The organism is Klebsiella pneumoniae subsp. pneumoniae HS11286 (assembly GCF_000240185.1).
Taxonomy (GTDB): domain Bacteria; phylum Pseudomonadota; class Gammaproteobacteria; order Enterobacterales; family Enterobacteriaceae; genus Klebsiella; species Klebsiella pneumoniae.
Map to the genome: position 1 here is coordinate 37,944 of NC_016838.1, position 24,288 is coordinate 62,231.

The window sequence follows — 24,288 nt, forward strand, 5'->3', positions numbered from 1 at the left end:
AAATGATAATCTTGTACTTACTTACTAATCAGTTTAAATAACTCTGTACGGGGACACAGTACATAGTCACGGCTTACCAGGTGGCCCAGCCGGTCATCTTGTCACTTGCGGCTTCGTATCGATATGGGGTTAGCAGGTCGTTTGCGGCATGAACGGCGTGGGATTTGGCTTCCTGAATCAGCATAGGCATTTCATTGGCCAAACGACTGATCTTACTTGCGTATTGTGCCAACACCCCATCACAGACGCGGCCAGCCTCAACGATCACGTTGATTAAGTCCAGATCACTACGACACAGGTCGCAGATACGCCCATAGTCCAGCTCACGAACACGCGCTATAGCCTTGTTGTAATCTCCAGACATAATCATTTCCAACAAGCCTGGTGGTGCCACTAGATCTACATGGCGCTTTTCAACATCGGGAGAAGTCATGACGCTGACGAAAGCCTCTCCTACTGTCTCGCATTTGCTTTCGACGGCTCTTAGAGTCACGTCCACGCTATGCTCAAGCATTTCCCTGCTTTCCATCTGGTAGCAGTTTGAGAAGATGATTTTGTCGTCATACCAGGCGCCAAAACGCGCGACTGGCCCAATGCCGGTCTCAAGCGACGGGACGATGAAAGCAACCAGAGCTACACGCTTTTGAACAGTACCAGGCATTTCAGGCGTCTTTGCGTACCACACCACCACCGACGTATGTGTCGCCCCTTCTCTGAGAGGAACGCAGGATAGCGCATTCGATATATGCTCTGATGCCGTGTTGAATGAGGCATCGATGATGCTCTCCAGCTCGCCCACGCCAAGCTCTACACCTGACTTCTTGATCATCTCTAAAACTGCCTGTTCGATATCTTCTTTCATGTGATGTCCTCCACAACCAGAGAACAAATTATTACATCAAAATATGTAAGTAGCTACTTACAATTCATTCAAAAGCAGGCGCGTAACAAGACCCGCTTTTGAGCGGTGCATCTATATTGCTTTTGCCTAGTTTTGAAGGAAAAGAAAACACCATCCAAGTGGATTTGACCTTACAAATCCCGTTCGTACTCTGCTAATATATTCGCGCACATGGCAAGGGTGTGGTGGTTAACTGTCTAAAAAGATAATCGACACCATAAAATGAAAAATCATGCTGACTGCAGCAAAGAGGAATGTATGACTTTGTGGACTGATTCTTATCAAAGTTCAATTAACTCAATCAGCAATTATATCGAAATGAATTTTCCGCCTTACAGTGACATTCCTGATAATTTATTTCAAGTAGATGATTCAAAGTTAGCGGACTGTATAATTGTTGTCGCGTGGCGTTACTTTAGAAATCTGTATATTCATCGCCGAGACTCGCTTAACAAATACACTTCATACACTCAAAAATTTTTAAACCAAGGCAACATCCCTAGCTTAGGGGACCTAAAAGATGATAAATTCTATTTTCTTAATAAAATATTAAGAATAATATTTGAATACAACTTTTGGGCTTCTGATGATTTTGGCCCGCCAATGTATTTAAAACCTGAAATTTTAGAAAAATTAGACAGGCTAAAACCGCTAACAGACTTCCCAGTTAATTTCATAGCGATCGAGCGTTCCATGCCCGCTGCTATGACGAAAGATTTATTGCTATCCAATAACTTTGCTTCATTAATCAAAATTGCCACAACAGTAGAAGAGTTTGAAAATACCATATATCAACAAATTGATAGGGGGCTTGAAGATGTCAACAATAAAACAAATGTCTTAAAAGAACAAATTGAAGGGCTTATAGACTCTTCCGATTCGTCAATAAAGTCCCTCAAAGAATATGAGGCCAAACTACATGATTATGAAAACGATTACAACTTCGCACTTTTAAGCAAGGCTTTCTCAACCCTATTAAAAAACAAAAGGTCAGAGTGCGCTACAAATCACAGAAGCATAACTATCTTTTCTATGTGGCTAATTGCCACTCCTTTACTTACATTACTAAATCATATATTTAACTTTTACCCAGTAGAATTTAATCTTAATGCATTGTTTTATTTTTTACCAATCTTATCATTAGAGCTATTGTTTTTTTATTTTATGCGGTTATATTACATTGAAGGTAAGTCCATTAAGGCTCAAATACTTCAAATAGAACAGCGCCTTAGTCTATGTGAGTTTATACATGATTACGTGGAGAAAAAAAACAACTCTGGTGCTGATAAGGAATCCTGGTCATTGTTTGAGAAGCTAATTTTCAGCCCAATACAGGTTTCTTCTGAAAATATACCGTCTTTACTGGATGGCGCATCATCTATTGCCGAGTTAGCAGGAAAAGTATTGTCTAAAGATTCAAAATAATCATTGCTGGCTGCCTGCCGCCTGAGCAGCCAGCAATATACCTCACGAATTAAACACCCTTATACCGAGAACCTTGCTCTGCAGCTCCAGTTGCTTAGAGTAGGGTTTTGCACGATAGTAGGCTTTGAGAATTTGTTCCTGGGTGGCCTCCCCGGGATCTAGCCCTTCTTCTCCAAGACAGGCTATTTTCACATTTAACCCTATACTGGATAATCGTCTGGCGGCCGCCATTGTGTTTCGGATCGCTTGCTTCTCGCTATCCCACATCATGATGACGTTTCGCAGACCATCAGCCTTTAACGACAGAAACGCGCCCAGTTGGTCTTCTGCGTCTACAGTCGTGTTTCCGGACAGATGCATCCCGAACGTGCCAATGGGCTCTACGTAGTCCCGGAGCGTCTCTTCGTCGAATATGGCGCGCTTAACCCCCATGACATCAAAAGCCCCCTCACAGACGACGACGGTTTGCTTACCAACTGCGTTATGTCCGTTGTAGAGAAACCTCCCGGATGCCGGCAGCTGCATTGGAAAGAGATATCGGCGTTCTGCTGCGCCGGTGACGTCACGCCCCTGGAATGTCTTCATCACCCCATTCAGATCGTAAATCGGTATCAGGATGCGCATATCGAATGCCTGCCCTTTAACCTGGTCTGTATATGGGTCGACATAAGCATGTTTTCCCTCGACGCAGTAACGCAGGTCAAAGTATTTGGCCAGCTCCGGGGTAATGTTCCTCTCAACAAGATAGTCCGGCAGCCGACCGTCAATTGGCAGTTCATAATGCCGCGGTAAAGCTACCGGGCCTTCAAGTTCCACAGCACTGGCCAGCACAACCTCTTCTTTTTTTGGCGCCCAACCTTGAGACAGGAGTGCGTTATGTACGTATTCCTCGAAGGCACGACGAGACTTACCGCTGTAGTGTTTGAGGAAAACCAACTTGTTAAATTGAATTTCTTCTGGGTGATCACCGGCGAAGCATTTTCCGACGTTGTTGGTCAGGTTGAAATAGACCTTCCAGTTAGTGCTTCCACATACCGGACATTCTTTGATATTCACTTCGCGGCCGCGGGCGCTTACACCGCCGCGACGATAGATGATGCCTTCCATATCCAGCCATTGTTCGAAATCCAGCTCGGACAGTAACTCTTTGAGGTCACTCATTGTCATTTACCGCAATTTTTAAAAGGCAATATCTTGATAATCCTCTGTTTTTGAATACCATAGAGGCTCATGTGTTTTTCCTTTTGTGATTAACCAAAAGGTAATTTTTAAGGGCGTGGGGCTGTTATCCGTCTTTGCCCCACGCCTATTTTTTTAAAGAACTTCCATGATCCGCTCGATGAAGCGCATCTGTTCGAGGTTCTGCTTAACGCGAATACTCACCCCGCCCTTCTGGTTACGGGAACCAGCAAAATAGAGTCGTGCTTCGCCTTTGGCTTCTTCCTCCTCAGTCTTGTTGATAGTGATGACTAAGTCGGCAATACGGACTTTTTCGATATTGTCCGCGGCGTGCATCATGGTGGCCACTTCGGATGAACCACCTTCACGGTTGGTCTGGGATGCCGTGATTCCTGCAACGTTGTGCTTATCGTAGAGAGCACGCAAATCGGTGTAGATAGAGCGGATGTTTGCCCGGTCGTCACGGAGGTCGTAACTGGCTCGCATCAAGTCCGCATAGTCGACCACCACCATATCCGGGATCATGCCATTCGCTTTCATGCTATTGAGCATACGATCCAAATCTGCAGGCGACATGCTTCCTGACGGGCGCTCAACCACCCAGAGATTCCCCACCCCTTTCGTCGCGCCAATCTCTGCGAGTTTCCGGTGAACGTCGTCACGCTGCTCTACCAGCTTTGACATCTCCGTTTCAGACAGCCGCGCATCGAAGCGATCGGAGAGAATCGAGGTATGTACTTCGAGAGAAAGATACAAAACGTTGTAGCCGGCCAGCGTTGCGTTAATGGAGAACTCCCCCATCGCTGTCGATTTACCTGATTTCGCAAAACCCATGAAGAGCACCATCTCACGTTTCGCCCACCCTTTTTGATAGAGCATACGATCCAGCAGCGGCAGGCCAGTGGTGATGCTGTTCGGCACGTAATCATCTGAGGCCTCATATTCACGAGCCTTGTAACGTTCCGCTGCAGAGGCGAAATAGTCATAAATGCCCGTCGCTTCGTTAGAACCGATCTGCTGCACTTTGGCCATGATGGCCATCGCTCCCTGGAAGTCGCCCTTCTCCTTCATCTCGGCCGCTTTAATCAACGCATCGTCGAACGCTACACTTTTAGCGAACGTCGCGACCTGGTCGACCATGTAAGCCGTATCAGAGAGTTTTTCCGAGAGCACTCTCTTAAACGCCGCCACAACGTCCGGGAACATCTCTTCTCTGATCGTCTTATCGCGTTTAGCACGCTTTAACATATCGAGGATGGCCGCCGATGAAGGCGCGCTCTTATACATTCTGAAATAGCCCGATACCATGTTCACCAAAATGGCGTTCGCCGCATTGGAGAATTGGTTGGGGGCAACCAGATCGCCGGCACGAGTCAGAAACTCATGATCGCGGCAAAAATACGCCGCCAGACGATTCTGGAAGTCGTCGTCGAACTCTTCTGACAACCCTCGTCCCGTGTGGCAAAGTTCGGTCATGTGTTTATTATCCTTTGGTGCTTAAACAAATTGTTTTCTAATCCTAAAAATATGGAGCAGGCGATCAACACAGTCGCCGTGCTTCTTCCAGTTCTTCGGGGTAATGGGCATAGATAACGCGCTCAGGCACCAGCTCCATCAACCAGACAGCAGAGAAGATGGTGCGGATACGCTTATCACGGGTGATGTGCTTCAAACGCTCCAGAACCCATTCAAAGTAACGCTCCTGAATTGGGTCATGCTGCATGTCTCCTAAGTGCTTAAAACTCACTACAGAGTCATCCAGACGCGTTCCCGCACGATTGGCGAGTTTGCTTTCGAAGATCTCAATCAGTTCTGGCTGCCAAAGATGCTGAGGACGAGGTAATTTATCCCAGAGGCGGCGCGCAGCTGCAGAAAGAACAGTTGATATAAAATAGTCATAAGAACAGCAATACCGATCTGCAAACTGGCGAGCTTTCCAGAGAGATGTTTTGTTCACCGCCGAAAGCTCTTGGTAAGGCAGACGTTTCAGACCAGTACTGAATGGGGCCGTCTCGAAATGCTCGCGGCCATGAGACAGCATGATCTGTGAGTATGCGCGCTTATAGGCTTCGGTGAACAGGCAGGTTGCCATCAGCGGGTGCATGTCGCGATAGTCAAACCACTTTGTATCAAAGAGCTCAGCCTCTCCCTGGCATCGTGAAAGACCGATGTTTTCCGCAACCCACTTGTCCATGGCGACCGTGTCCCACCCTGTCATGAAGTCGTACTGGCCGTTGTTTATGGTGTCAAAAAAGATCTGGCTCATGCTCCCACCGATAGGTAACTACTTACTTACTATTTGGCAGATCATAGCGACTGGAAAGCAGTTTGGAAAGAGGAATCAGAAGGGTGTGTTCTGGAGTGTTCTTGTATCAAAGACCTGCTTCTGTAGAAATATAATAGATAAGTTAGTATTTATATACAGAAGCAGGTTTATCGTTTTTGCATTCATTTCTGAATGACATTTTTTGCTACTTCTTCCAGACCTCGTTTCCCCAATTTATTAATCTCATTTTGAATAATTTCAGTTATCATCATTGCTTTCTGCGGTTCTGACAAATCGGTTCGCTTTGTTATAGCATTTATTAAATTGCTAATTTCCTCATCCATAGCAGTTCCATTATAAACATCAATAATAGTATTTGTATGAAATATTAAAATCCCCAGAATAAAACAACCAATATAATGAACGTTATCAACTTCAAACAGATGTGCTTTGAAATATTCTTTTAAAGTATAGAGGCATGTATATAAAATATAACCTAAAAAGATTCCAAACACTGTACGCATCGGATGTTTTAGCAAAAGAATATCTAAACATTGGCCTAAACGTTTAGAGATGACATCAAAATTAAGCATTTTGCCATCCCTTTACAGTATCATCTGCGCTTACATTTTTTTCTTTCTCTGGGTTGAGAACTTTTCTTCTACCATCTCCGCTATCATTAGAATCAAATTTATCTGTATTTTCTCTTATAAATTTTACCAATTGAATTGCCTCTGGCGCATTTCTTCCAAAATAACCTTTGGCAACACGATAGGTTATGACTCTATCTTTCATCTCAATAAGTACTAATGGTATTAAACCAATAAGAACAGACCAAATTGGAATTCCAAAGAAAAATACCGTTAATGCACTGGCAATGACAATGACAACAGACAATGTTTTTGCTTTCAATAATTTACTTTTTTCATTTAATAAAAACAAATTCACTACAGTTTCATTTTTATTTTTCTTTTCAGCTTCTTCCTTTTTTTTTAGATCGCGCTCTATAAGCGCGATCATCTCCAGTTCCTCTAACGTTTTATTAACGTGACGTATATTTTTAAAGTCAACATTATATTCAACCAGTTTTTTTGCAATACCACTTGATATTGCTGTGCTATAAATTTTCCCTGTTAATGCGTCAGTAGTAACGCTTGAAAAAGCGCCTATGTTTTCTTTATAGTGTACTTAATTAAGAACTCTCTCTCTCTTTCGAGATCTTTTATTTTGGTTTCAATATCTTTCCTTCTTGCTCCTTTGGTAAAAATATCGGAAACTTTCTCAACCACTGTTTCCACATCGTAAACCAGTTTTTCTATGAAATTTGCGATAAGGGTTAATAATGGATTCATTGGTAATGTCCTTTGAGATCTTTAACATTCTATTTGCATTACAATAAATGGGTGCGACAGCACCCTCTTATATTACCCTTTCTTCATTAATTCGCGCTTTATTTCGTCAGTACGCATCGTCACATCGGCTGCGGTGATCGCCTCGTTCATCTTTACGATGTCCTCTATTTCCTGCGGGGACTTCTCTGCCAGATGGAAAATGGCTGCACGTATCACATCAGAACGGGTGAACTTCTCGAAGCGAGGGATGAACTTCATCATCTCCAGTAATTCGAAATACTCGTCTTCTAGCGACATTGTGCGGCTTTTGATTTTCTCTTTGCCACGTGTTGGACGGCCTTGTGGACGGACAGGCTGGCGCATCGGTGTGCTGCTTTTAGGCGCGGCAGCTTCTGCAGCCGGACGTTTTGCCAGATCACCCATTTTCATGGACATTATTCACCCTCCAAGGTCATTACGTATTCTACTAATGCTTCAATCTCGGCCTCAGCCTTTTTGTCGCGTTCGGCTCCGGTCATCTCAAAGATGGAACGACCCGCCTCTTCGGCATCGTCATAGACGTTGCGGTTGTAAAGGTTCACCGGCACCGCCTCGATGCCAAAGGTTTCGACAATTTCTTTTGCAGCGATAATGCGCGCAGCCTGGGAAGGCAGAGACGGGCACTGGTTCATTACAGCACGGATTTTGATTTTGTCATTCATGCTGCTTACGCTGTCGACGATGGGGTCGATGTCACGCAAGGATTTCAGATCACGACGTTTCGGGCGAAGCGGGATAAGGATCACGTTGGCCATCAACATTGCGTGGCGCTGAATTTCGGAGTCAAAACCACCAGCGTCGACTACGACGTAATCGTAACGGCCGCGAAGCGAAGTGATGTGTTTGATGATGTCATCCTGGACATAGGCGAACGGGATCAGCTCCAGTTCTTCATTGTGCCGGCGGTCTTCACACCACCCTGTCGTGGTGCGCTGGATGTCGATATCAGTGATCTGTACTTTCTTTTTCTTTTTGATTTTCAGACAGGCTGCAATTTGCTGCGCAACAGTCGATTTGCCTGGGCCACCCTTGGTGCCGCCCACCACAATGATCTGAGTCATTCGTGATATCCCTACGTGTGATTTATCGTCGTATGAAACAACTTGTTTTCTTATATGCGATATAGCCTAAATGCCTACGGCTGCGGTGTAAAGGTGAAATGAAAGGCATTTGGCGACGGTCACGAGTTTCTTTGACCAATACCGTAGTTTCGGATGTGGTGAGTGCTTTAATATGCCAACCCCTTGATCGTGCGAACATAGACCACGATTAGCGTCTAGCATTTCGTCGAGTACTCACTATGAGCATTGAGCTAAGCAGCACCCAAAACACTTACGGCCTTCTGAACTCAGGAAACCCATACTCTGCTTGCTGGCGCTTCTTCGAGCCACGAGGAGTACATATAGACCAATTAGGGGAAAAAACTCTCAAGCAGCTCGTAGAGAAAAGGCTAATACAAAAGCCACTAAACATGTTCTTTATAAGTTATGGAGCGCTGATTGGTATCGACAGAGGTGGTTTGAAGCAGGCTAGGAAAATTTATGAGGGTATAGAACGAGCAAAAAACGTTCGCTTAGGCCCGCTTCTTTTCGCCTGCGGTATCTACGGTGTTGAAGAGGAAGAAGCTTGGTTGCTGGCAGAGAAATTCAATTCTCTTGAGGCGCTATACGATGCCAGCGTGGACTCTCTGCTAAGCCATGGTTTTTTAAACGAGTCTGTGGCCGTGAATGCATACAATTTTTTTCGCCACCCTGCCAATGTCTTAGCACTTACTGAGTTACAGGAGAAAGCCGGGTTAAAGATAAGTAACGTGAAAATCTGACATCTTGTAGTTCATGACTAAGGCCGCGCTAATTATGTCCGCGCGGCGTATGTGCTACTTCGCGTACCCCCAACGACACAGCCGCTCACCCAGCGTGTTGTGGATCAGGATTTCCCTCTCAGTTTCTTCTGTCAGGGCGTCGTCCTTGCTGATGTAGATAGGGTTTGCCCCATCACAGAATTGTACGCCCACGGTCTGAGGTTTAATCACGCATCCACTTATCGCGAAGCTCGCGATGAACAGCAGAAGCATCCTTAGTCCTGACTTCATTAATCGTCTCATTTTTCACATCCACTGTGCCTTGAAGCCGTTTGTTGGTTTCTCTCTGCGCCTTTTCCTCCATGGCCCGCCGGGCAGCGCGTCCACCCCAGGTGTACGCCCCAACGAGCACAAAGAAGACGGCAGCCAAAGTCATGATGGTCGATTTGACCTTTAAAAGCAGGCTGCCGTTCATGGTTACACCACTCCTGCCTGATGCTTACGAACTTGCGACCAGGCAATAAAGCCGGCGACAACAATGGTCGCAATACCGAAGATAATGCGAACGGTATCCCCGCTGGTGATATGTCCCTGGGCTTTATCCATCGCAACGGAGATCTGCGGCATTACGTCCGCCAGCTGCGCAATACCGATACCTGCAGTCACCGTTGCGCCTGCAGTTTCTTTCGTGACAGGTACGGCTTTCACTGCAGTTACCGGTTTAACGACACCAGCGCGACGCATACCTTCGTCAATAACTTCGGCCGAATACCAGCTGTTGAGTGTTTTCAACGGGCCACGACCGTTCTCATGACGAATAATCGCCTCCACCAGCGGCCGCATAGTATTGTAGTCATGCAGATCGATGATCATGTCCGGCGTCACGCCTACGGCTTTAGAGACCTCATTGATATATGCGGCCGTATTGTTTTCATGCGGCGGCGCCCAACGCTCGATGACTTCGCGGATCGTATCGATGCTGGAACCGTCTTTTGCGCGGCGCTTATCATGGTAGGTGATGAGCGTTACTGTCAGTGCTCGAATCCCCCATACGGGGTCTTTAAAAGTGCAGAACCGCGGTTCCGCCGGATTGTTTACTAGCCCTTGCCACGGCGACCCCTTATCCAGGTTACCAGGGTTATTGTTACGAATGCCTCTTGGAGTACTCATCCTTGTTCTCCTGTTATTGCAGTCCATTTTTCACGCCATAAGCGGCCAAACCCAAAAGCAGCACGGTGATCAGGAACGAGGTAATTTTGGAAATAATGCCTCCAAAGAACCCGCTTGAAATCGTGTCGAGCCGATTAAGAAGTTTGTCCAGGTTGGAATGCTGAATGCTATGTTGCGCCGGAGTCATATCACCAAAGTAGGTTCGCAGCTGATCGTTGACCTCCTGGCCAATATCATCGCGAAGCTCCTTACTTAATTTTCCTACGACTTCTCGCGCCACAATTGCGGCAATGCGCTCCACCTGCTCTGGCGTCACGCCTGCCATCTCGTTTGACATGTCTTCCTCCATGAATAAGTCAAATCGGATGGCAGATTTATATCATAAATTAGAAATTAATTGTAGGTAAGTACTTACATACAATATCGATTGCTTTTATGCTGCTGTTTCTGGCGTTTGCATCACTAGATCCTTTAGATTTTTGAGCTCTTCTTTAAGTTTTTCGATACAGTTGCATTGCTCCTGAACGGTAGTTACCAGGTCTGCGACAATTGCTGTCTGATCTACGTTAAGGATATTGATCTTCTCGCCATCAATTTCTACATCACCGCTTTGGAAAGTGTAAATCGGGTCCACTTTTTCAGCTTGTTGAGCAATAAATCCACGCCTACGGCGTGTTTCGCCTTTCATGTTGAACTCACATACCCCCAGCGCGTTAATACGCTTGGATGCCCCTTTCTGAGAATCCGTAAAATCTTTTTTCAGCCGCACGTCTGAGCCAGTGGTCATAACATCGCCTTTAGGTGTGGAGATTGTCCCACCGGTGTAAAAGAGCCAGGCATCTTTTCTGTCAAAACCGTCCATATACAGTACCACCCGGTGGTTGTACCCAACGTATTCTTCCAGGTAGAAACCACCCCACGCTCCAGACGTGTCGCCGTTTCCGCCACGCCCTGTCATGCGGGACCGGACTCTGCCACCGGAAACTAACGCGCCAATGGCAGGGGAACCGAAGTCGGTCTGCTGGGACACACAGTCATAGCGACACTGTATCCAGCTGCCGATGTCGGCCGCTTGCCCTACCCGCAGGTCTCTGTCTACCCGTAGATGGCTCCCCTGCACACTCAGTTGATCAGCGGCTGTGGTTATGAAACGAGCAGTGTAGTCGTTGGTACTGTTGTTATGATGAAAATCGATGTACGGAGTGCTCATCGAAAGCTCAATTGCCTGCGCAAAATATTTCCCCGCACTGATGTTGCCCGGAACAGTCATATTGCCGGCACTATCGACCCCCATAATCTCCGTCTGGGTATCTTCAGGGCTAATAGTCGACTTATTCCCCTTCACCACGCTGAAGCGCGTTCCGCTGCCTACCATCAGCTTTCCGTAGGTGCCTGATTTTTTGACCAGTCCAATATCGTTGTTCCTGCCCAAAATAAAACCGGAACTATCGCTGGTTATAATTTGCGAGCCGGCGAGGTTGTTTCCCCCTGAAAGTTTAGCCAGCGCATCCAGATCCGAGGCCTTTGCCATCCCGGCAATCGCCGGTACGGTCACCTGCGTACCTGTTATAGGGTCTGTCATCGTAATATTGCCACTACCTGTTAGTGCTGTAGACCATCCTTGAACAACGTTACGCCAAAGGGTAAATGCGCTGGCTAGTTGATTTGCAAATGATGAAGTGCTCGCTGTTTCTGATGTGATAATTCCATATTTCGCGCCAGAAAAAGCTGTTGTGATGTTTCTCGTCAAAGTCAGTTGAGTGTCATTATTTACTGATTTGATGGCATACAGATCAGCACTTCCATTGCGATAAATGACTAAAATTGAACCCTCTTGAATACCAAGTGCGGGCTCCGACCACTTTGTTGAAATACCAGTAACCTTTGCCTGGTTTGCTGCACCCGTTACGGTGCCAACTTCATACATTGCCATAATTACATTCCTTGTAATTTTAATGAGCGGCTCTCAAAGAGCCGCCTGAAACTTAAGCCAGAGAGATGGAGCCAGTAGTTCTGTACATCGAGACAACCCCTGTAAACCGGAACTGACCGCTATCGCCACGGTTCGGCCACTGAATGGTAATCTGGTGACGTTGACCGAAGTTTGACGCCGGGATACGGATTGAGAAGATTGATGTTTCAAAGTCCTTACCATCGTTTCCAGAGTCAAAAGTCCAAACGGTCGTTTCATCAACGCGAATTGTTACGTTCTGACGCCATACCTGAACAATCGCAACGGAACCATTGAACACCATACGCCGTTCAAAGGGCATACCGTCAATCGTTGCAATCAGGTAGCGCGTGCCGGATGAGGTATTCCCGGAAGCTGGCCAGTTTTTAACAACACGGTCGGTCATTGTCACAACGTCACCAACAATTTTATTGGCCTGAACAGTGCCAAGCACAGTGCAGTTCTCGTTAATAGTCACGTTATTAAGCACACCAGTATTTGCGTGAACTTCACCTCGAATAACTACGTTGTTGAACTGTGAACTACCGTCTTTTCCAATTCTCCAGCCATTTGAACCGTTAACGAAATTGTCAGATCGGATTTCACCGCCAATTTTTGCATTGGTGATGGAGCCATCCTTAATCACAGCGGCATTCATGTAGGCAACGCCATTTTCCACAACAAATGGTGTGGTCGTGTTTCCGTTAGAGGTATTGATTAAGCCGAAGCGATCAGCCTGAACCAGAAACTGGCTCTGCAAATTTTTGCCATCGATACCTAAAGCGATACCAGCAGCATACTTTTTACCGTTGCTGTTGGTTTCCATTTTGACCATCCAGGTACTGCTAACGTTGCCGTTTTCAACAACCGTTTTCTTCAGCTCCTGCAGCTCGGCTGACTGGCCTCCTACCTGAGCTGTCAAATTCGTCTGCTGCTGAGACAGTGCGCTTATCGTTGTGGCCTGGGTCTGCTGAGTTGACTTAATTGCCGCCAGAGAGGTGGTGGCGTTATTCAACTCCGTCTGGTTTTTGATGTTTGCCGATGCCTGCGCGTCAATTTGCGACTGCAAGCTGGTATTCAGCGACGACTGCGTTTTCTCGTTGTTGGTGATGGTCTGCGCCATCTGATCAACCTTCGAAGACGCATCATTCACCTGGGACGTCAAAGAGGACAGCTGAGACGCCTGGGATGTCACCTGCCCTTCTACATTGGTAACACGTGAGGTAAGGCTGGTGAGCGCGGATGCGTTCGCATTAGCCGAATCCTGTGCCTCTTTTGCGTCCGTGATATCGGTGACAACTACATCATCGATATACAGATCATATCCCGGCGTACCGGAGCCAGTTGATCCGCGGGTAGACACCCAGAATACGCCGCGAGTGTGGCCAGTCGCTACACGGAGCGTGCCGGTGAATTTCTTCCAAGTTCCTCTGCCCCCCAACGAACCTTCAGTGATGGTGATCGCCGACGGCCAGTTGATATTGTTGGCAGCGTTTTGGGTCTGCAAACCAACGATTGTTGACCACCCGGATGATGGCGACTGATCTGCCGGCATCATCGCCCAGAGTTCAATGCGGAATACCGCATTTTCTCGCAGAGCAATCCACTTACCAATGGATTTATCGCTGTTTCCGCCCTCACCGGCGCCGCGGGAAACACGCAACGACTTCGCTCCGCTTCGCTTCTGAGAGCTGACGACGACCGCACGCGAGCCGCTGATCTGCTGGTTTTCGGAGTACGTCTCCAGAGAACCATCAAACCACGGGTTACTACCCATTGCCTGAACAGTGCTCAAAGAGTTTTTGAGCGAAGTTGTCTGGCTGCTCTGGGTTTCAATTTCTTTCTCGTTCTGCGTGACGCGGTTCGTTAATGCCGTTAACGCAGCTGCATCCGCTTTCTTCGAAACATTTGTGTTTGTGGTCGCAAGGTCATTCTTAAGTTGCGTAACCTGGCTGCCCTGGCTGGTGATGTCATTCTCTGTCTTGGTCACACGACTATCGAGCTTAGTGATCGCGCTCGAGTTCGCCTGAGTTTCAACAGAGTCGGTCACATCGACGACATAAAAATCATCAAAGTACATCGCGCCGGCTGACAAGAAAGCAGTGAACTGAACGTCAGCAAGGACATCCTTTGTCGCCTTCCATGTCCATGACACCTCCTGCCAGTTAGAGGTGAACGGGCCATAAGCCTTACTTGCAATCAGGCCATTACCGTCCGCCACACGGAATTTTGTATTGTCGGTCGACTGAATGGTGGTATTAGGGTCCTGCTTTGCCCAGATACCAATTTTGTACGACCGATCCTTTTTGAAGGAGATCTTCTGGCCCACGCCTGCAGAACCACCCGCCGCCAGTTTGGCGGCTTTGGTGCCAAGATGTGGAACCTGCAGCGTTACCACCGTGGCAATCCCGCTCCAGCCTGTATAGCCCTCCGTACCACGCTCAAAAGACGGGTTTACGATCAGGTTCCCGGGGATCTGGCTTGCTGCATCCACGCTGGCGTTACTGGACGCAAGGCTGTTTTCCAACGCCGTTGTCGAGGAGCTCAGGGAGTCAATATTATCTCCCTGGTTCTTCACTGTGTTCTGGAGCGTTGTAATTGCAGATGCGTTCGCATCAGCCTTCATCATCACACCGCCGGCGGCGCCCAGTCCCATCATTACCCCGTTCACAACTCGACTGAGGTCGAATGTGGGCGGTGCCGTCGCCACCGGTTGGCGCACGCAGTTCCAGACCATCGCCAGGCTTCATGCCTTTGCGGCCAAGGAGAATGTAGGCACCACGATACGGTAAGGAGTTGACGACTTCGGATGTACCACCAAGAGATTCCAGAGCAGACAATACCTTACCTCGGTTGCCAGATGGCTCATCGAATGTCAGGACGCAAACGTAAGTGCCACTGGCCAACGCCTCGATATCAGCCGACATCGTGGCACCATTATTCGCGCTGCCAAAAACATCGTATGTTTTGGATGTCGCAATCACCGTTGATCCGTCGCTGTGTTTTGCAAAAGTGACCAGCGCCCAGCTGCGACCAGGGGTAAACAGGTTCTTGCCGCTTTCATCAAAAACCCCAGGAGTTACGCTGTTGCCATTCCCCCGTGCAGTGACAGTAAACACAGTGCGACGGTTCATCGAGGCCTGCAGGCTGGTAATGCTACTGTTCGCCGCAGTTAAATCGCCCCCCTGAGATGTCACCGTGTTCCGGAGATCCTGCAATGCAGAAGCATCAGCCTTCTTGGCAATGTTGTTCTGAGCTGTCGATAGCCCGTTTTCCAACGATGTGGTGCGATTTCCGATAGAGCTAATGGAAGTGCCTTGCTGATTCACTTTCGTTGTCAGCGAATCCACAGCCGACGCACTGGCGCTATCAGACGGAGACTCGTTCCAGTCGGAAACAACGTTACCTACCTCAAACTTCGGACTGTTGATGTACACCGTCTGGTCTTTGGAGGTATTGCTCTCGATACGGCACAGAATCAGGCGCTTGGTGCCCGTGGTAGGTGTCTGTTTCCACTTAACCCAATAGCGGGCCCATGAAGTGGTCAGCGTGAACTGCGCACGACCATCAGTGTTGTTACCTTTCGCACCCTGGCTGGTCTCGATAGACGTTGTGGTGTTCGGATTGTAGAAGAACGCCGTCATCGTCTGGCCAGCAACGCCGCCTTTCGCATAGAAGCTGTAAACGTACTCCCCTGCATCGACCGGCGACTCAAGCGTGATTTCCCGCAGATCCTTGTAACCGGAGCCAGCTTTTACAGTTGCGCTAATTACCGCGTTACCACGATACGTATCGCTGACAACGTTCGACCAGCCGGTCATATCGCCGGAGTTCTTGATCAGGTTTGTACCGCCGACAGAAATTGCATCAACCTTGTTGTTCAGATTCGTGACAGAAGAACTCGTTGAGTTAATGTCTTTTTCGGTCTGGGTAACACGGTTGGTCAGTGCCGTCAGAGCATTGGCGTCCGCTTTTTGTGCAACGTTTGCATTTGTTGTTCTCAAATTGTTCTCAAGATTGGTAGTGCGTGTACCAATACTTGAGATATTCTCCCCCTGTTGATTTACCGTAGAGGTCAGCGAATCAACCGCTTTCGCCGTGGCGTCGAGGGAATCCTGGACTTTGGAGGAGTCGGTTACGTTCCGCAGATGCCAGTCAGTCACATACCAGACGGTGCCGAATGGGCTGGACTGGTTAATTTGCAGGAATGGACGGAAGAAGCCGCGATCGACAATCCCCTGAGTAATTTTGAATCGCCAGGTTACTCGCTGCCATGTGGCCGACGCCTTGCGGTTGCCGCCGGATGACAGAGGCGCGCCCACGCTGCCGCTTGGCCTTGTTGCGGTTCCGAGATACAGGTTGAAATCAGCGGAGCCGGTACCACACGCGACGAGAGCAGACATTTCATAGACATCCCCCAATGTCGCCGGAATAGCAGCAAAATTTGGGTGATGGTCGCGAGCCGCAATGCGTGCGACATAAGCGTATGGGCAATTGGCTGGCACGCCCTCAGACGAGCTGGAAACCACAGTGAAGCCCATCTGACTAAACTCTGGGTCAAATGTCGGGTTGCTAATCAAATCGCCACTTGTCGCATTCCCTGCGCGTACAGATGAATTAAGCGCAGTGATACTGCTATTCGCAGAGGATAAGCCCGATTCTGTTTGATCGACGCGCCCGGACAACACGCTTAAAGCGCTCTGATCCGCTTTTTTACTGACGTTGTTATTGGTCGTTGCCAGGTCATTTGTCAGTTTGGTGATGCTGTTACCCTGACTGGTGATCTGGTCGCCCTGTTGGGAAACGGTCGAGTCCAGTGTCGAAATCGCATTGGCATTAGCGTCTGCTGTACTTTGCGCATTGTAGGCATCAGTCACTTCGGTAATGACCAGGTCATCAATGAGGAATGAGTTACCCGCCTTAACGCTGCTAACGTTAGGAATAGAAATCCTGACCATTGCCTGCTTAATACCGCTCTTCGTTGATTTCAGGTAACCAGAAACCTTCGTCCATTGAGTTGAAGAGAGATCCTTTGCCGCTTTGGTAACTGCCGGCCACTGCCAGGAGTTGTCCTGATACTGGAGCGATAAGCCAATGGAGATCTGTGCATTCTCGGCCATAGCGGTACTCTTGGCATCCCGCTTAACCCAGCATTCCATATAGAAGACTGCGTTATCGCGTACCTGGAAACCGCTGAAAATGTGATTATCGCTGTTATCAGTTGCGTTAGCGTTGTAATCATTCGGACGCGTCACACGGATGCACTTATTACCGCCATGCGAGTCATCAGTGGTCACGATAACGCGATTATTTGATAGATTGTGGCCAACCGCGTAGCTTTCAAAAGTGCCATCAGGAAGCAGATTAGCGCCGCGTTTGGATTGCTGGTTCAGAGAGCTGTTGAGCGACGTAATGTTGCTGTTCGCCGCCGTCAGACCGGACTCAGTCTTCTCTACCCGACCTGTCAGCGTAGTGACTGCCGACTGATCGGCCTTTTTCGCGATGTTTGCGTCAGCGGCTTCGAGGTCATTGGTCAACTTAGTGATGCTGTTGCCCTGACTGGTGATCTTGTCACCCTGCTGCGTCACCGTGCTCGACAACGTAGACAGCGCATCGCTATTAGCCTTGATCTTCACCTCATCCGTGATATCAAAGACCTTAAAGGTATCAACCCAGATTTCGGCATTAGCCGGGTGCGCGTAAAGCTTAAAGTTCTGGCCATCAGCGTTAGAGGCAGTAAGTCCAGTCTCCCAGGTAATGGTCTGCCACTCACTGGTTAGTGTGACGTTTTTATCTTCATAATTGCTGTCGGTCTGGCCGATTTTATTCTGGCGCCGGATCAACATGTTCATCGCCCCGGACACGCCCTTGGCTTTAACCACAACACGATATTTGCGCTGACCATTAAGCGGCAGCGGCTTGTTGTTGTTGGAGAAGATGCCTGGGCTGGTAGTGGTCGTCCGGTTCAGCTTAACCCCAGCCTTACCATCACCGAAGTTGCCGAAAGTGACGCCCGCCGGATACTGGATATCCCACGCAGTTGCACCCTGCAGGAAATCGTAGTTCGGGATCAGGTTGTCACCGGCGTTTCTGGCAGCGGTCAGGGTGTTATTCAGGTTCGTGATGCTGTTACCCTGGCTGGAAATCGTATCCCCCTGCTTGGAGACCGTATTTTGCAGCGTAGACAGCGCCTGTGCATCTGCCTTATTCGCCAGATTAGCGTTGGTCTGTTCGAGGCTGTTTCGCAGATCAGTAACGCTCTGCGAGGTGCTCGTGACGCGATCACCTACAGTGCTGACGTTTGAGGTGACGGCGCTAATGGCATTCGAAAGCGCGTTCATCCCAAGAGCAGAATTCAGCTGGGCTACCTTCTCGGACAGTTTAAAGCCGAGGTTAATGTAAGCCTGACCAGTCCATTGGTTCACCAGGAACTCAACCGTGCTCCAGCCAGCTTTCAGATCAAAGCTAACCGTATTCCAGCTTGCATTACCAAAGGCAACCCTAACACCGTTCACGTACACGGCGCCCGTATCATCAAAAACACGGGACCCTGGTGCCATAGTGATGGTGGTATCAGCATTAACCTTCACGAAGGCTTTGTAATGCGCGATCACGTAACTGCCGGCGCTCGCAAAGTCCAGTTTTTGCCGCGTCAGGAACCTCATCGATCGAGATTGGCGCCTTACCGTTGATATCGCTAAAAGTCGGCTCGGTGGTATTGTTCGCCAGTTGTACGCTGTATACGCTACGCACCCACATGTTCTGGCGGCCGTTAACCATCTGGTTTGACAGCGAAGTGATGCTGTTGGAGTTAGACGTAATGTCTTTTCCCTGCTGGGTCACGGTGCTGTTGAGGGTTGATAACGCATTGGACGTCGCATCAATCGCTTTCTCATTGCTCACGTCAACGCAGAAGACGTCATCGAGATACATATAGCCGGAAGCGACACTTGCGCGCAGAGACACAACCACGCTGGCGGTTTTGGCTGGCGTATACTCCCCGCTAATAAGTGCCCAGTTAGTCGATAGCCCGGCGCCAGTGATCGAGATATCCTTTAACGGCGTCAGATCTGCGTTTCGAAGGCTAATCTTGTTGTTGCCGGCATTATTGATCGCGAAGTCAGCGGATTTGCGAACCCATGCGCCGATACGATAAGTCTTGCCAGCCTGCAGCTCGACCGTTTGATTGCAGCCTGAGTCACCGCCAGAGGCCAGTTTGCCCGCCTGGATGATGTATTTCCCCGATTTGGGGGTCTGGGCCTCCAGCAGAGTCCAGCCGACATACTCCCAACCTTCGAAACCACGTTCAAAAGAGTTGTTTTTGAGCATGTTGCCGATGATCGCTTTCGAGGCATCAGCATCAGCATTGGCGTTATCCAGCGAGTTTGACAGGCTGGTGATGCTCTGGGACTGGCTGGAGATCTGATTTTCAGCAGCAGTTACGCGGTTTGTCAGATTAGTCACAGCTGAGGCGTCAGCTTTGTTCTTGATGCTGTTCTGCATCGAAGTGATCTGTTGCCCCTGACTTGTGATGGTGCCCTCAACAGACGATACCCGAGAGGTCAAAGCATTGGTGGCACTGGCGTTCGCCTCAATCGCCAGAGCATCAGTGACGTCAACAAAACCAACATCATCGAAGTACTGAGAACCGGTTTTGAGAGAAGACATGATCGATACGTCAACTTTACCGGTCAGCGTCGCCTTCCAGGTATCAGAGACCTCTTTCCATGTTTCATCTTTGGGCAGATTCTCCGGACGGATCGGAATCTCTTTGAGCAACGTGGCCGCGCCAATACGCAGTTTGTTGTTGCCAGGGCTGCTGATCACCGCATCAGTGGTGCACCGCACAAAAGAGGACAGCTTGTATATCCGCCCTTCGACGACGCTTACAGATTGCGTGATTTGCACCGTGCCGGCGGCGCAAACAAGAATTTTGCTACCAGAATGGGGCGCACTCGCCTTGATAACACTGGATACGCTGTTGCCTGCAGACCAACCTGCCAGGTCACGCTCAAAGGAGGCGTTAACCAGCAAATTGCTCGGGTTGCTTTTGGCAGTATCGGTATCGCTCTGAATATCGCTCAGCGAGTTATTCAGGGTGGTGATACTTTCACTCTGGCTGCTAAGGGTTTTATCCTGCTGGGTTACGGTCGACTGCAGACCGGTGATCGCCTTGCTGTTCGCAGATACACCAGACTCAACACTTCCTACGCGATTATCCAGCGTAGACAATGCCGCACCTTGTGATTTAAGGGTATTGCCCTGCTCTTCGACCTTCTGGGAAATTGTCTGTACCGCACTGGCATCGGCCTTCTGGCCAAGGCTTGTTTGCAACCCGGTAATCTTGCTTGCCTGGGAAGCTTGTTCAGTGGACAGCGTATGCAGCTCTTCTGCAACAGAGGCTTTGTTTCTGTTGAATTCAGTCTGCAAGGATTCACGCGCACTCGCTTCCGCAGCATCGGCGGTGATACGAGCATTTTTCTCCTGATAGATCAGACCGGAGCGAATGTCGTCCAGATTTCCGCTTTCAGAGGAACCGCGGATTTGTGCAGCCAATGTGCTGCGCGCCTGCGCTTCGGCGGTATCCGCATTCGCACGAGCCTGCTGCTCTTCCTGTAACGCGGCCATGCCTGCGCCCGGCGTCGGTCGACCGACAGCGATCCAGTCGAATAACAGGTAATTGTCCGCATCCTGACCTGAAGTGAAATCGAAGCGGAAACGACGAATCGTTGTCGAATCTCGCCACTCAAGGTCGTGCAGGGTCAGAATCGCAATACCCTTGTCATCGTATTCCGGTTCATTGATAACCACGGAGCGACCAGCATTCCAGCCGGTTTCATCAGCGCCGATCCAGAACATTTTGGCGTTCCAGGTTGGGTTGCCAACCTTTTTAATGCGCATCTTAATGAAACGATAAGCATGGGCATCGATCGTCAAGCCGTTAGGGGAACGACAGGTTGAGGTCGGATTGTTCGCTTTCAGCCAGCCATCGCTGGTGACGCTCATTGGCGTGTAGCCGTTATCATCTTCCGTCCAGCCTTCAGCGTCCTGGTCGAAATACCAGATTTTCAGAGAGTCGAACTGTTCTCCTGTGCCGGCGGCAATCTGCGAGATCTGTCGCGCGAGATTTTCGTCACCGGAGGTCACAACCTCAGACAAGCTATCGATAGAGGTTTTCAGCTCATTCTTCGCGCTCAGCAGTTGGTCGGCCGCTTGTTTGGCTGCATCATTAACATCTGCAATACGGTCATTCGTCTCTTTCTGAATGGCCGCAGTCAGATCTTTGCTGGTCTGGGACAGCGACGTTGTCAGTGATGACTGCGCATTCTTAATCTCCTGCGACAGAGCAGCGTCGCCGTCTTTAATAGACTGTTTTGCAGCTTCAATTTGGCTGTTTACGTTGGAGATGTTGGTATTGATCGTCTGGTTGACCGTATCGATATTGTCGACAATTGTCTGATTGACGGTATCAATGTCCTCTTTCAGCGACTGATTGACAGAGTCAACCTGCGCCTTAATTTCGGAGGAGGTTTGCGCAAGGTCGTTTTCAACTTGCTGAATAGACTCGTTGACTGAGTTCTGAACCTCGCCAATGGCGTTGTCTACCGCCTCCTGAGTGGCTTTGCTGTCGATTTCGTCGAGCAGCTCCTTGCCGAGTTCAGAAGATGTGATCTTATCTTTCAGGAAAGACAATACGTCGCGAGTGGTGGCCTCTGTACCGAGGTTAGAGTTAGGCTGGCCTACCATCCCACGTTTGTTTACCGCACGAATCCAGTAATACCAGGTCTCGTTGTCACCCAGCCCAGCGTGAGTGAAAGTCGTTGTGGCGGCCTGAGCAATGAGTGTCGCGGTGTCCAGCTTATTTGTTTTGGACGCATACACGTTGATCTGCGCGAGGTCGACTGAATCAGGGTTAACCCAATTCAATACCACGTTACGATAATCCCCCACCGCGGTCAGTGATGTGGGCGCCCCTGGCGGCGTCATCGTGCCTTTTACCTGATAGACAGCAGTAATGATCTCGGATTTTTTGCCGCCGAAGGAAACGGAATACAGCTGGAAGTCATATCGCCCATTTTCGGCAACATTGACGATTTCATATTGTTCTTCCGTGGCGCGGGCAGATTGCCAGTTGGAGACGTTGCCCTCGTCGGAGCGGCGCCAGCTGACCCAGTATTCTGGTGATTTACCTTCCCAGGCAAGCATCAGCTTCACGGACAAGTTGCCCGGACTGGACAGATAGGTGCCTTCTGAGATGACCAGATTGCTCGGTTTGGAATATGTGGGATCAAGAACCGTCGTATTTTCTGGAACGAGCGTGGCCCCGTTATCAATCGCCTGGTACTTAGATGCATTGTTCTGCACCACCGTGATATCAAACGACCCCGGGGTTTCACCTTGCGCGATAGCGACAACGCGCGCCCGCATTGGAACCAGGTCTGGTTCGGTGATCGTCCAGACGCCATTCGCTACTGGTTGATCGGCTGTGGCCAACGCCGTCTTGAAGGTAACTTTAGTGATGTTGTCGCCGGTCTCGTTGATGTCTCGCTCAACGATTTTGCCTTCCTGATTGATGATGCGGATGAAGCTACCGCTCTTTTTCAGAGAGACAGGTGCATCGAGGGTGATGCTGTTTTTGGTGAAAGAGACAATGCGACCGGAATTGCGTTTGCCGGCACGATATTTGTTCTGAATCAGAACGGTTTCGCCCGGCATCAGGAACGAGGCGTCCAGGCCCGCGGTAAAGGTGATCATGTCTGACTCCATACGCGCGGTATAGAGCAGCCACAAACCTACACGATGAGCCTGACCTCGGCTGGTGCATCCGAACGCAACGGCCTCGGTCTTGCGCTCCCCATAACGGGCCATCGCTTCCTGATCTTCAACATACTCAACGTTCTGCTTATAGCCGTCTTGTTTGTTGTTATAGGTAATCAGAGCAACGGACGGCCGATCTTTTCGAGCAGAGCCTTTATAGGTAAACAGGCCATCTTTTACGTTTGCGTTGGTAAACAGCATGACAGGGTCAGACGGGCTGTCCTGCATGATATTCACCATGCCACCAGCCCAGAAAACCATGCCACGGAAAGCGCCGGCAATATCCTGAATCAGACGATAAGCGTCCTGACGACTGGTGATCTGGGTGTTGATTGCAAAGCGTTTTTCTTTGCCGCCAAAGCCATCATCAACCTCTTCGTCGCAGTAGCGACCGATCTGATAAAGCTGGCCAAGGTCAATCATTGACTCCGAAACAAATTTGCCGAGGCCATAACGAGCATTGGTCAGCAGATCGAACAGAATCCAAGCAGGGTTTGAAGATGACAGAAGCTTAAATGTTCCATCCCAAACGCCGTTATAAGTGTTTGTATTTTCATCATAATTCGAAGGCACACGGATTTTGAGGCCACGGATAAGATACGAACGTGACGGCATAGAGCTACCAAACTGCTCAGAGTTAACCTTAAGGCCAACCAGAACGGAGTTCGGGTAGTTCATTGGGGTGTCAACGATCTCACCGATAGAGTCGACCCAGGTATCGTTAAAGAGATACTGATCGTTGCTGTCGGCGGAGAGACGAAGCACGCGCACTTTATAGGCACGCCCAGGCTTTGGAAGCTGGATTTCGTAACTGCGGTAGTAGACACCAGTCTTTTTCGCAGTCAGCGTCACGTCAGAGCTGCTCTCACCTGTAGCAATCACGTCATAGAAAGAGCCATTGCCATTGGCCAGCTGGAACTTAAACTGGACAGAAGTACCGTTTGTGTCCCCTGTTTTCTTGTCAATGCTACGCAGCGACGGGAACTTCATGATCACTCGGACACGATCAGCGTCGTCGTTATCGATGGCGACCGTAACCGCGTTTGTGGTTTTCAGCTGTGTGTTAACGGCCTTTGGCGTTTCGACAAAATCGAAACCAGGCATCGGGCTTTGGTCTTGCGAACCATCCCGGAAATCCCAGGTTACACCGGAATAGTTGAATGATCCGTCTTCGTTCTCCAGCGCCACGCCATCGATGAAGATAGATTTAGCACCGTTAATAAGCCCACCAACAACACCTTCCCCGAGCAGATCGAGGATAGACGCCATGGCCCGCGAATTAACGGTATCATCCGCTTCAACTGGTGTACGGCTTGAGCCTGAGCTCTTTTTGCCGCCCGCTCCCGCAATCAGGAGGGGCAATCTCTTTTTCTTGAACTGATCCAT

The 24,288-nt window shown here is 49.1% G+C and carries 19 protein-coding genes and 1 other annotated feature; of the genes, 2 read left to right on the forward strand and 17 right to left on the reverse strand.

The genetic code is table 11. From position 1 onward, the window contains the following. Positions 1-73: 73 nt before the first annotated feature. The gene (locus KPHS_p100430; RefSeq protein ID YP_005220850.1) at positions 74-862 is read right to left on the reverse strand and encodes a hypothetical protein; all 789 of its coding nucleotides are present in this window, start codon (positions 860-862) and stop codon (positions 74-76) included. A 261-nt stretch (positions 863-1,123) separates the two neighbouring features. Here KPHS_p100430 and KPHS_p100440 point away from each other — a divergent pair, with 261 nt between their 5' ends. Continuing rightward, complete coding sequence (locus tag KPHS_p100440) at positions 1,124-2,326, forward strand: hypothetical protein (RefSeq protein ID YP_005220851.1); 1,203 nt, start codon at positions 1,124-1,126, stop codon at positions 2,324-2,326. Positions 2,327-2,368: 42 nt separating this feature from the next. Here the strand turns inward: KPHS_p100440 and KPHS_p100450 are convergent, their stop codons facing one another. The 8 genes from KPHS_p100450 to KPHS_p100520 all read right to left on the reverse strand — a co-directional run bounded on the left by KPHS_p100450 (position 2,369) and on the right by KPHS_p100520 (position 8,223). Next, positions 2,369-3,493, reverse strand: coding sequence for a hypothetical protein (locus KPHS_p100450; protein YP_005220852.1), 1,125 nt, complete (start codon positions 3,491-3,493; stop codon positions 2,369-2,371). Positions 3,494-3,640: 147 nt separating this feature from the next. Then, positions 3,641-4,981 (reverse strand): putative DNA helicase, encoded by a 1,341-nt coding sequence (locus KPHS_p100460; RefSeq protein YP_005220853.1) that lies wholly within the window; start codon positions 4,979-4,981, stop codon positions 3,641-3,643. Positions 4,982-5,045: 64 nt separating this feature from the next. Beyond that, positions 5,046-5,771, reverse strand: coding sequence for a hypothetical protein (locus tag KPHS_p100470; protein ID YP_005220854.1), 726 nt, complete (start codon positions 5,769-5,771; stop codon positions 5,046-5,048). A 182-nt stretch (positions 5,772-5,953) separates the two neighbouring features. Next, positions 5,954-6,115: a hypothetical protein gene (locus KPHS_p100480; protein ID YP_005220855.1), complete on the reverse strand. Its 162-nt coding sequence runs from the start codon at positions 6,113-6,115 to the stop codon at positions 5,954-5,956. A gap of 241 nt (positions 6,116-6,356) precedes the next feature. Further along, the gene (locus KPHS_p100490; protein YP_005220856.1) at positions 6,357-6,791 is read right to left on the reverse strand and encodes a hypothetical protein; all 435 of its coding nucleotides are present in this window, start codon (positions 6,789-6,791) and stop codon (positions 6,357-6,359) included. 146 nt (positions 6,792-6,937) lie between these two features. Continuing rightward, on the reverse strand, positions 6,938-7,123 hold the full coding sequence (locus KPHS_p100500; protein YP_005220857.1) for a hypothetical protein: 186 nt from the start codon (positions 7,121-7,123) through the stop codon (positions 6,938-6,940). A gap of 72 nt (positions 7,124-7,195) precedes the next feature. Continuing rightward, complete coding sequence (locus KPHS_p100510; RefSeq protein YP_005220858.1) at positions 7,196-7,552, reverse strand: hypothetical protein; 357 nt, start codon at positions 7,550-7,552, stop codon at positions 7,196-7,198. Between the two features lie 5 nt (positions 7,553-7,557). Then, on the reverse strand, positions 7,558-8,223 hold the full coding sequence (locus KPHS_p100520) for a putative plasmid stability protein (protein ID YP_005220859.1): 666 nt from the start codon (positions 8,221-8,223) through the stop codon (positions 7,558-7,560). 239 nt (positions 8,224-8,462) lie between these two features. On the opposite strand from KPHS_p100520, the gene KPHS_p100530 reads away from it, so the two are divergent. After that, on the forward strand, positions 8,463-8,984 hold the full coding sequence (locus KPHS_p100530) for a hypothetical protein (protein ID YP_005220860.1): 522 nt from the start codon (positions 8,463-8,465) through the stop codon (positions 8,982-8,984). A 54-nt stretch (positions 8,985-9,038) separates the two neighbouring features. Here the strand turns inward: KPHS_p100530 and KPHS_p100540 are convergent, their stop codons facing one another. The 8 genes from KPHS_p100540 to KPHS_p100610 all read right to left on the reverse strand — a co-directional run bounded on the left by KPHS_p100540 (position 9,039) and on the right by KPHS_p100610 (position 24,288). Beyond that, positions 9,039-9,194 (reverse strand): hypothetical protein, encoded by a 156-nt coding sequence (locus tag KPHS_p100540; RefSeq protein ID YP_005220861.1) that lies wholly within the window; start codon positions 9,192-9,194, stop codon positions 9,039-9,041. Beyond that, entirely contained in the window at positions 9,187-9,438 is a 252-nt protein-coding gene (locus KPHS_p100550; protein ID YP_005220862.1) for a hypothetical protein, read from the reverse strand. The genes KPHS_p100540 and KPHS_p100550 overlap by 8 nt, the downstream gene beginning before the upstream one ends. 2 nt (positions 9,439-9,440) lie before the next feature. Continuing rightward, on the reverse strand, positions 9,441-10,133 hold the full coding sequence (locus KPHS_p100560) for a putative transmembrane protein (RefSeq protein YP_005220863.1): 693 nt from the start codon (positions 10,131-10,133) through the stop codon (positions 9,441-9,443). Between the two features lie 13 nt (positions 10,134-10,146). After that, positions 10,147-10,470: a hypothetical protein gene (locus tag KPHS_p100570; RefSeq protein YP_005220864.1), complete on the reverse strand. Its 324-nt coding sequence runs from the start codon at positions 10,468-10,470 to the stop codon at positions 10,147-10,149. 96 nt (positions 10,471-10,566) lie between these two features. After that, positions 10,567-12,066 (reverse strand): putative phage tail protein, encoded by a 1,500-nt coding sequence (locus tag KPHS_p100580; RefSeq protein ID YP_005220865.1) that lies wholly within the window; start codon positions 12,064-12,066, stop codon positions 10,567-10,569. Between the two features lie 52 nt (positions 12,067-12,118). Continuing rightward, positions 12,119-14,740: a Gp21 gene (locus tag KPHS_p100590; protein YP_005220866.1), complete on the reverse strand. Its 2,622-nt coding sequence runs from the start codon at positions 14,738-14,740 to the stop codon at positions 12,119-12,121. After that, positions 12,119-18,605, reverse strand: a sequence feature (potential frameshift: common BLAST hit: gi|375260349|ref|YP_005019519.1| gp24). It overlaps the preceding gene by 2,622 nt. Next, on the reverse strand, positions 14,700-18,605 hold the full coding sequence (locus tag KPHS_p100600) for a Gp21 (RefSeq protein ID YP_005220867.1): 3,906 nt from the start codon (positions 18,603-18,605) through the stop codon (positions 14,700-14,702). It overlaps the preceding feature by 3,906 nt. The genes KPHS_p100590 and KPHS_p100600 overlap by 41 nt, the downstream gene beginning before the upstream one ends. A gap of 58 nt (positions 18,606-18,663) precedes the next feature. Beyond that, positions 18,664-24,288, reverse strand: a complete 5,625-nt coding sequence (locus KPHS_p100610) for a putative phage tail protein (protein YP_005220868.1) — start codon at positions 24,286-24,288, stop codon at positions 18,664-18,666.

Excerpts from the sequence above, each read along its gene's own strand:
- KPHS_p100590 (YP_005220866.1), bottom strand. The coding sequence starts at position 14,740 with ATGGGACTGGGCGCCGCCGGCGGTGTGATGATGAAGGCTGATGCGAAC.
- KPHS_p100570 (YP_005220864.1), bottom strand. The coding sequence starts at position 10,470 with ATGTCAAACGAGATGGCAGGCGTGACGCCAGAGCAGGTGGAGCGCATT.
- KPHS_p100610 (YP_005220868.1), bottom strand. The coding sequence starts at position 24,288 with ATGGATCAGTTCAAGAAAAAGAGATTGCCCCTCCTGATTGCGGGAGCG.
- KPHS_p100480 (YP_005220855.1), bottom strand. The coding sequence starts at position 6,115 with ATGGATGAGGAAATTAGCAATTTAATAAATGCTATAACAAAGCGAACC.
- KPHS_p100560 (YP_005220863.1), bottom strand. The coding sequence starts at position 10,133 with ATGAGTACTCCAAGAGGCATTCGTAACAATAACCCTGGTAACCTGGAT.
- KPHS_p100550 (YP_005220862.1), bottom strand. The coding sequence starts at position 9,438 with ATGAACGGCAGCCTGCTTTTAAAGGTCAAATCGACCATCATGACTTTG.
- KPHS_p100490 (YP_005220856.1), bottom strand. The coding sequence starts at position 6,791 with ATGATCGCGCTTATAGAGCGCGATCTAAAAAAAAAGGAAGAAGCTGAA.
- KPHS_p100530 (YP_005220860.1), top strand. The coding sequence starts at position 8,463 with ATGAGCATTGAGCTAAGCAGCACCCAAAACACTTACGGCCTTCTGAAC.
- KPHS_p100520 (YP_005220859.1), bottom strand. The coding sequence starts at position 8,223 with ATGACTCAGATCATTGTGGTGGGCGGCACCAAGGGTGGCCCAGGCAAA.
- KPHS_p100440 (YP_005220851.1), top strand. The coding sequence starts at position 1,124 with ATGAAAAATCATGCTGACTGCAGCAAAGAGGAATGTATGACTTTGTGG.
- KPHS_p100580 (YP_005220865.1), bottom strand. The coding sequence starts at position 12,066 with ATGGCAATGTATGAAGTTGGCACCGTAACGGGTGCAGCAAACCAGGCA.
- KPHS_p100460 (YP_005220853.1), bottom strand. The coding sequence starts at position 4,981 with ATGACCGAACTTTGCCACACGGGACGAGGGTTGTCAGAAGAGTTCGAC.
- KPHS_p100450 (YP_005220852.1), bottom strand. The coding sequence starts at position 3,493 with ATGACAATGAGTGACCTCAAAGAGTTACTGTCCGAGCTGGATTTCGAA.
- KPHS_p100430 (YP_005220850.1), bottom strand. The coding sequence starts at position 862 with ATGAAAGAAGATATCGAACAGGCAGTTTTAGAGATGATCAAGAAGTCA.
- KPHS_p100470 (YP_005220854.1), bottom strand. The coding sequence starts at position 5,771 with ATGAGCCAGATCTTTTTTGACACCATAAACAACGGCCAGTACGACTTC.
- KPHS_p100510 (YP_005220858.1), bottom strand. The coding sequence starts at position 7,552 with ATGAAAATGGGTGATCTGGCAAAACGTCCGGCTGCAGAAGCTGCCGCG.
- KPHS_p100500 (YP_005220857.1), bottom strand. The coding sequence starts at position 7,123 with ATGAATCCATTATTAACCCTTATCGCAAATTTCATAGAAAAACTGGTT.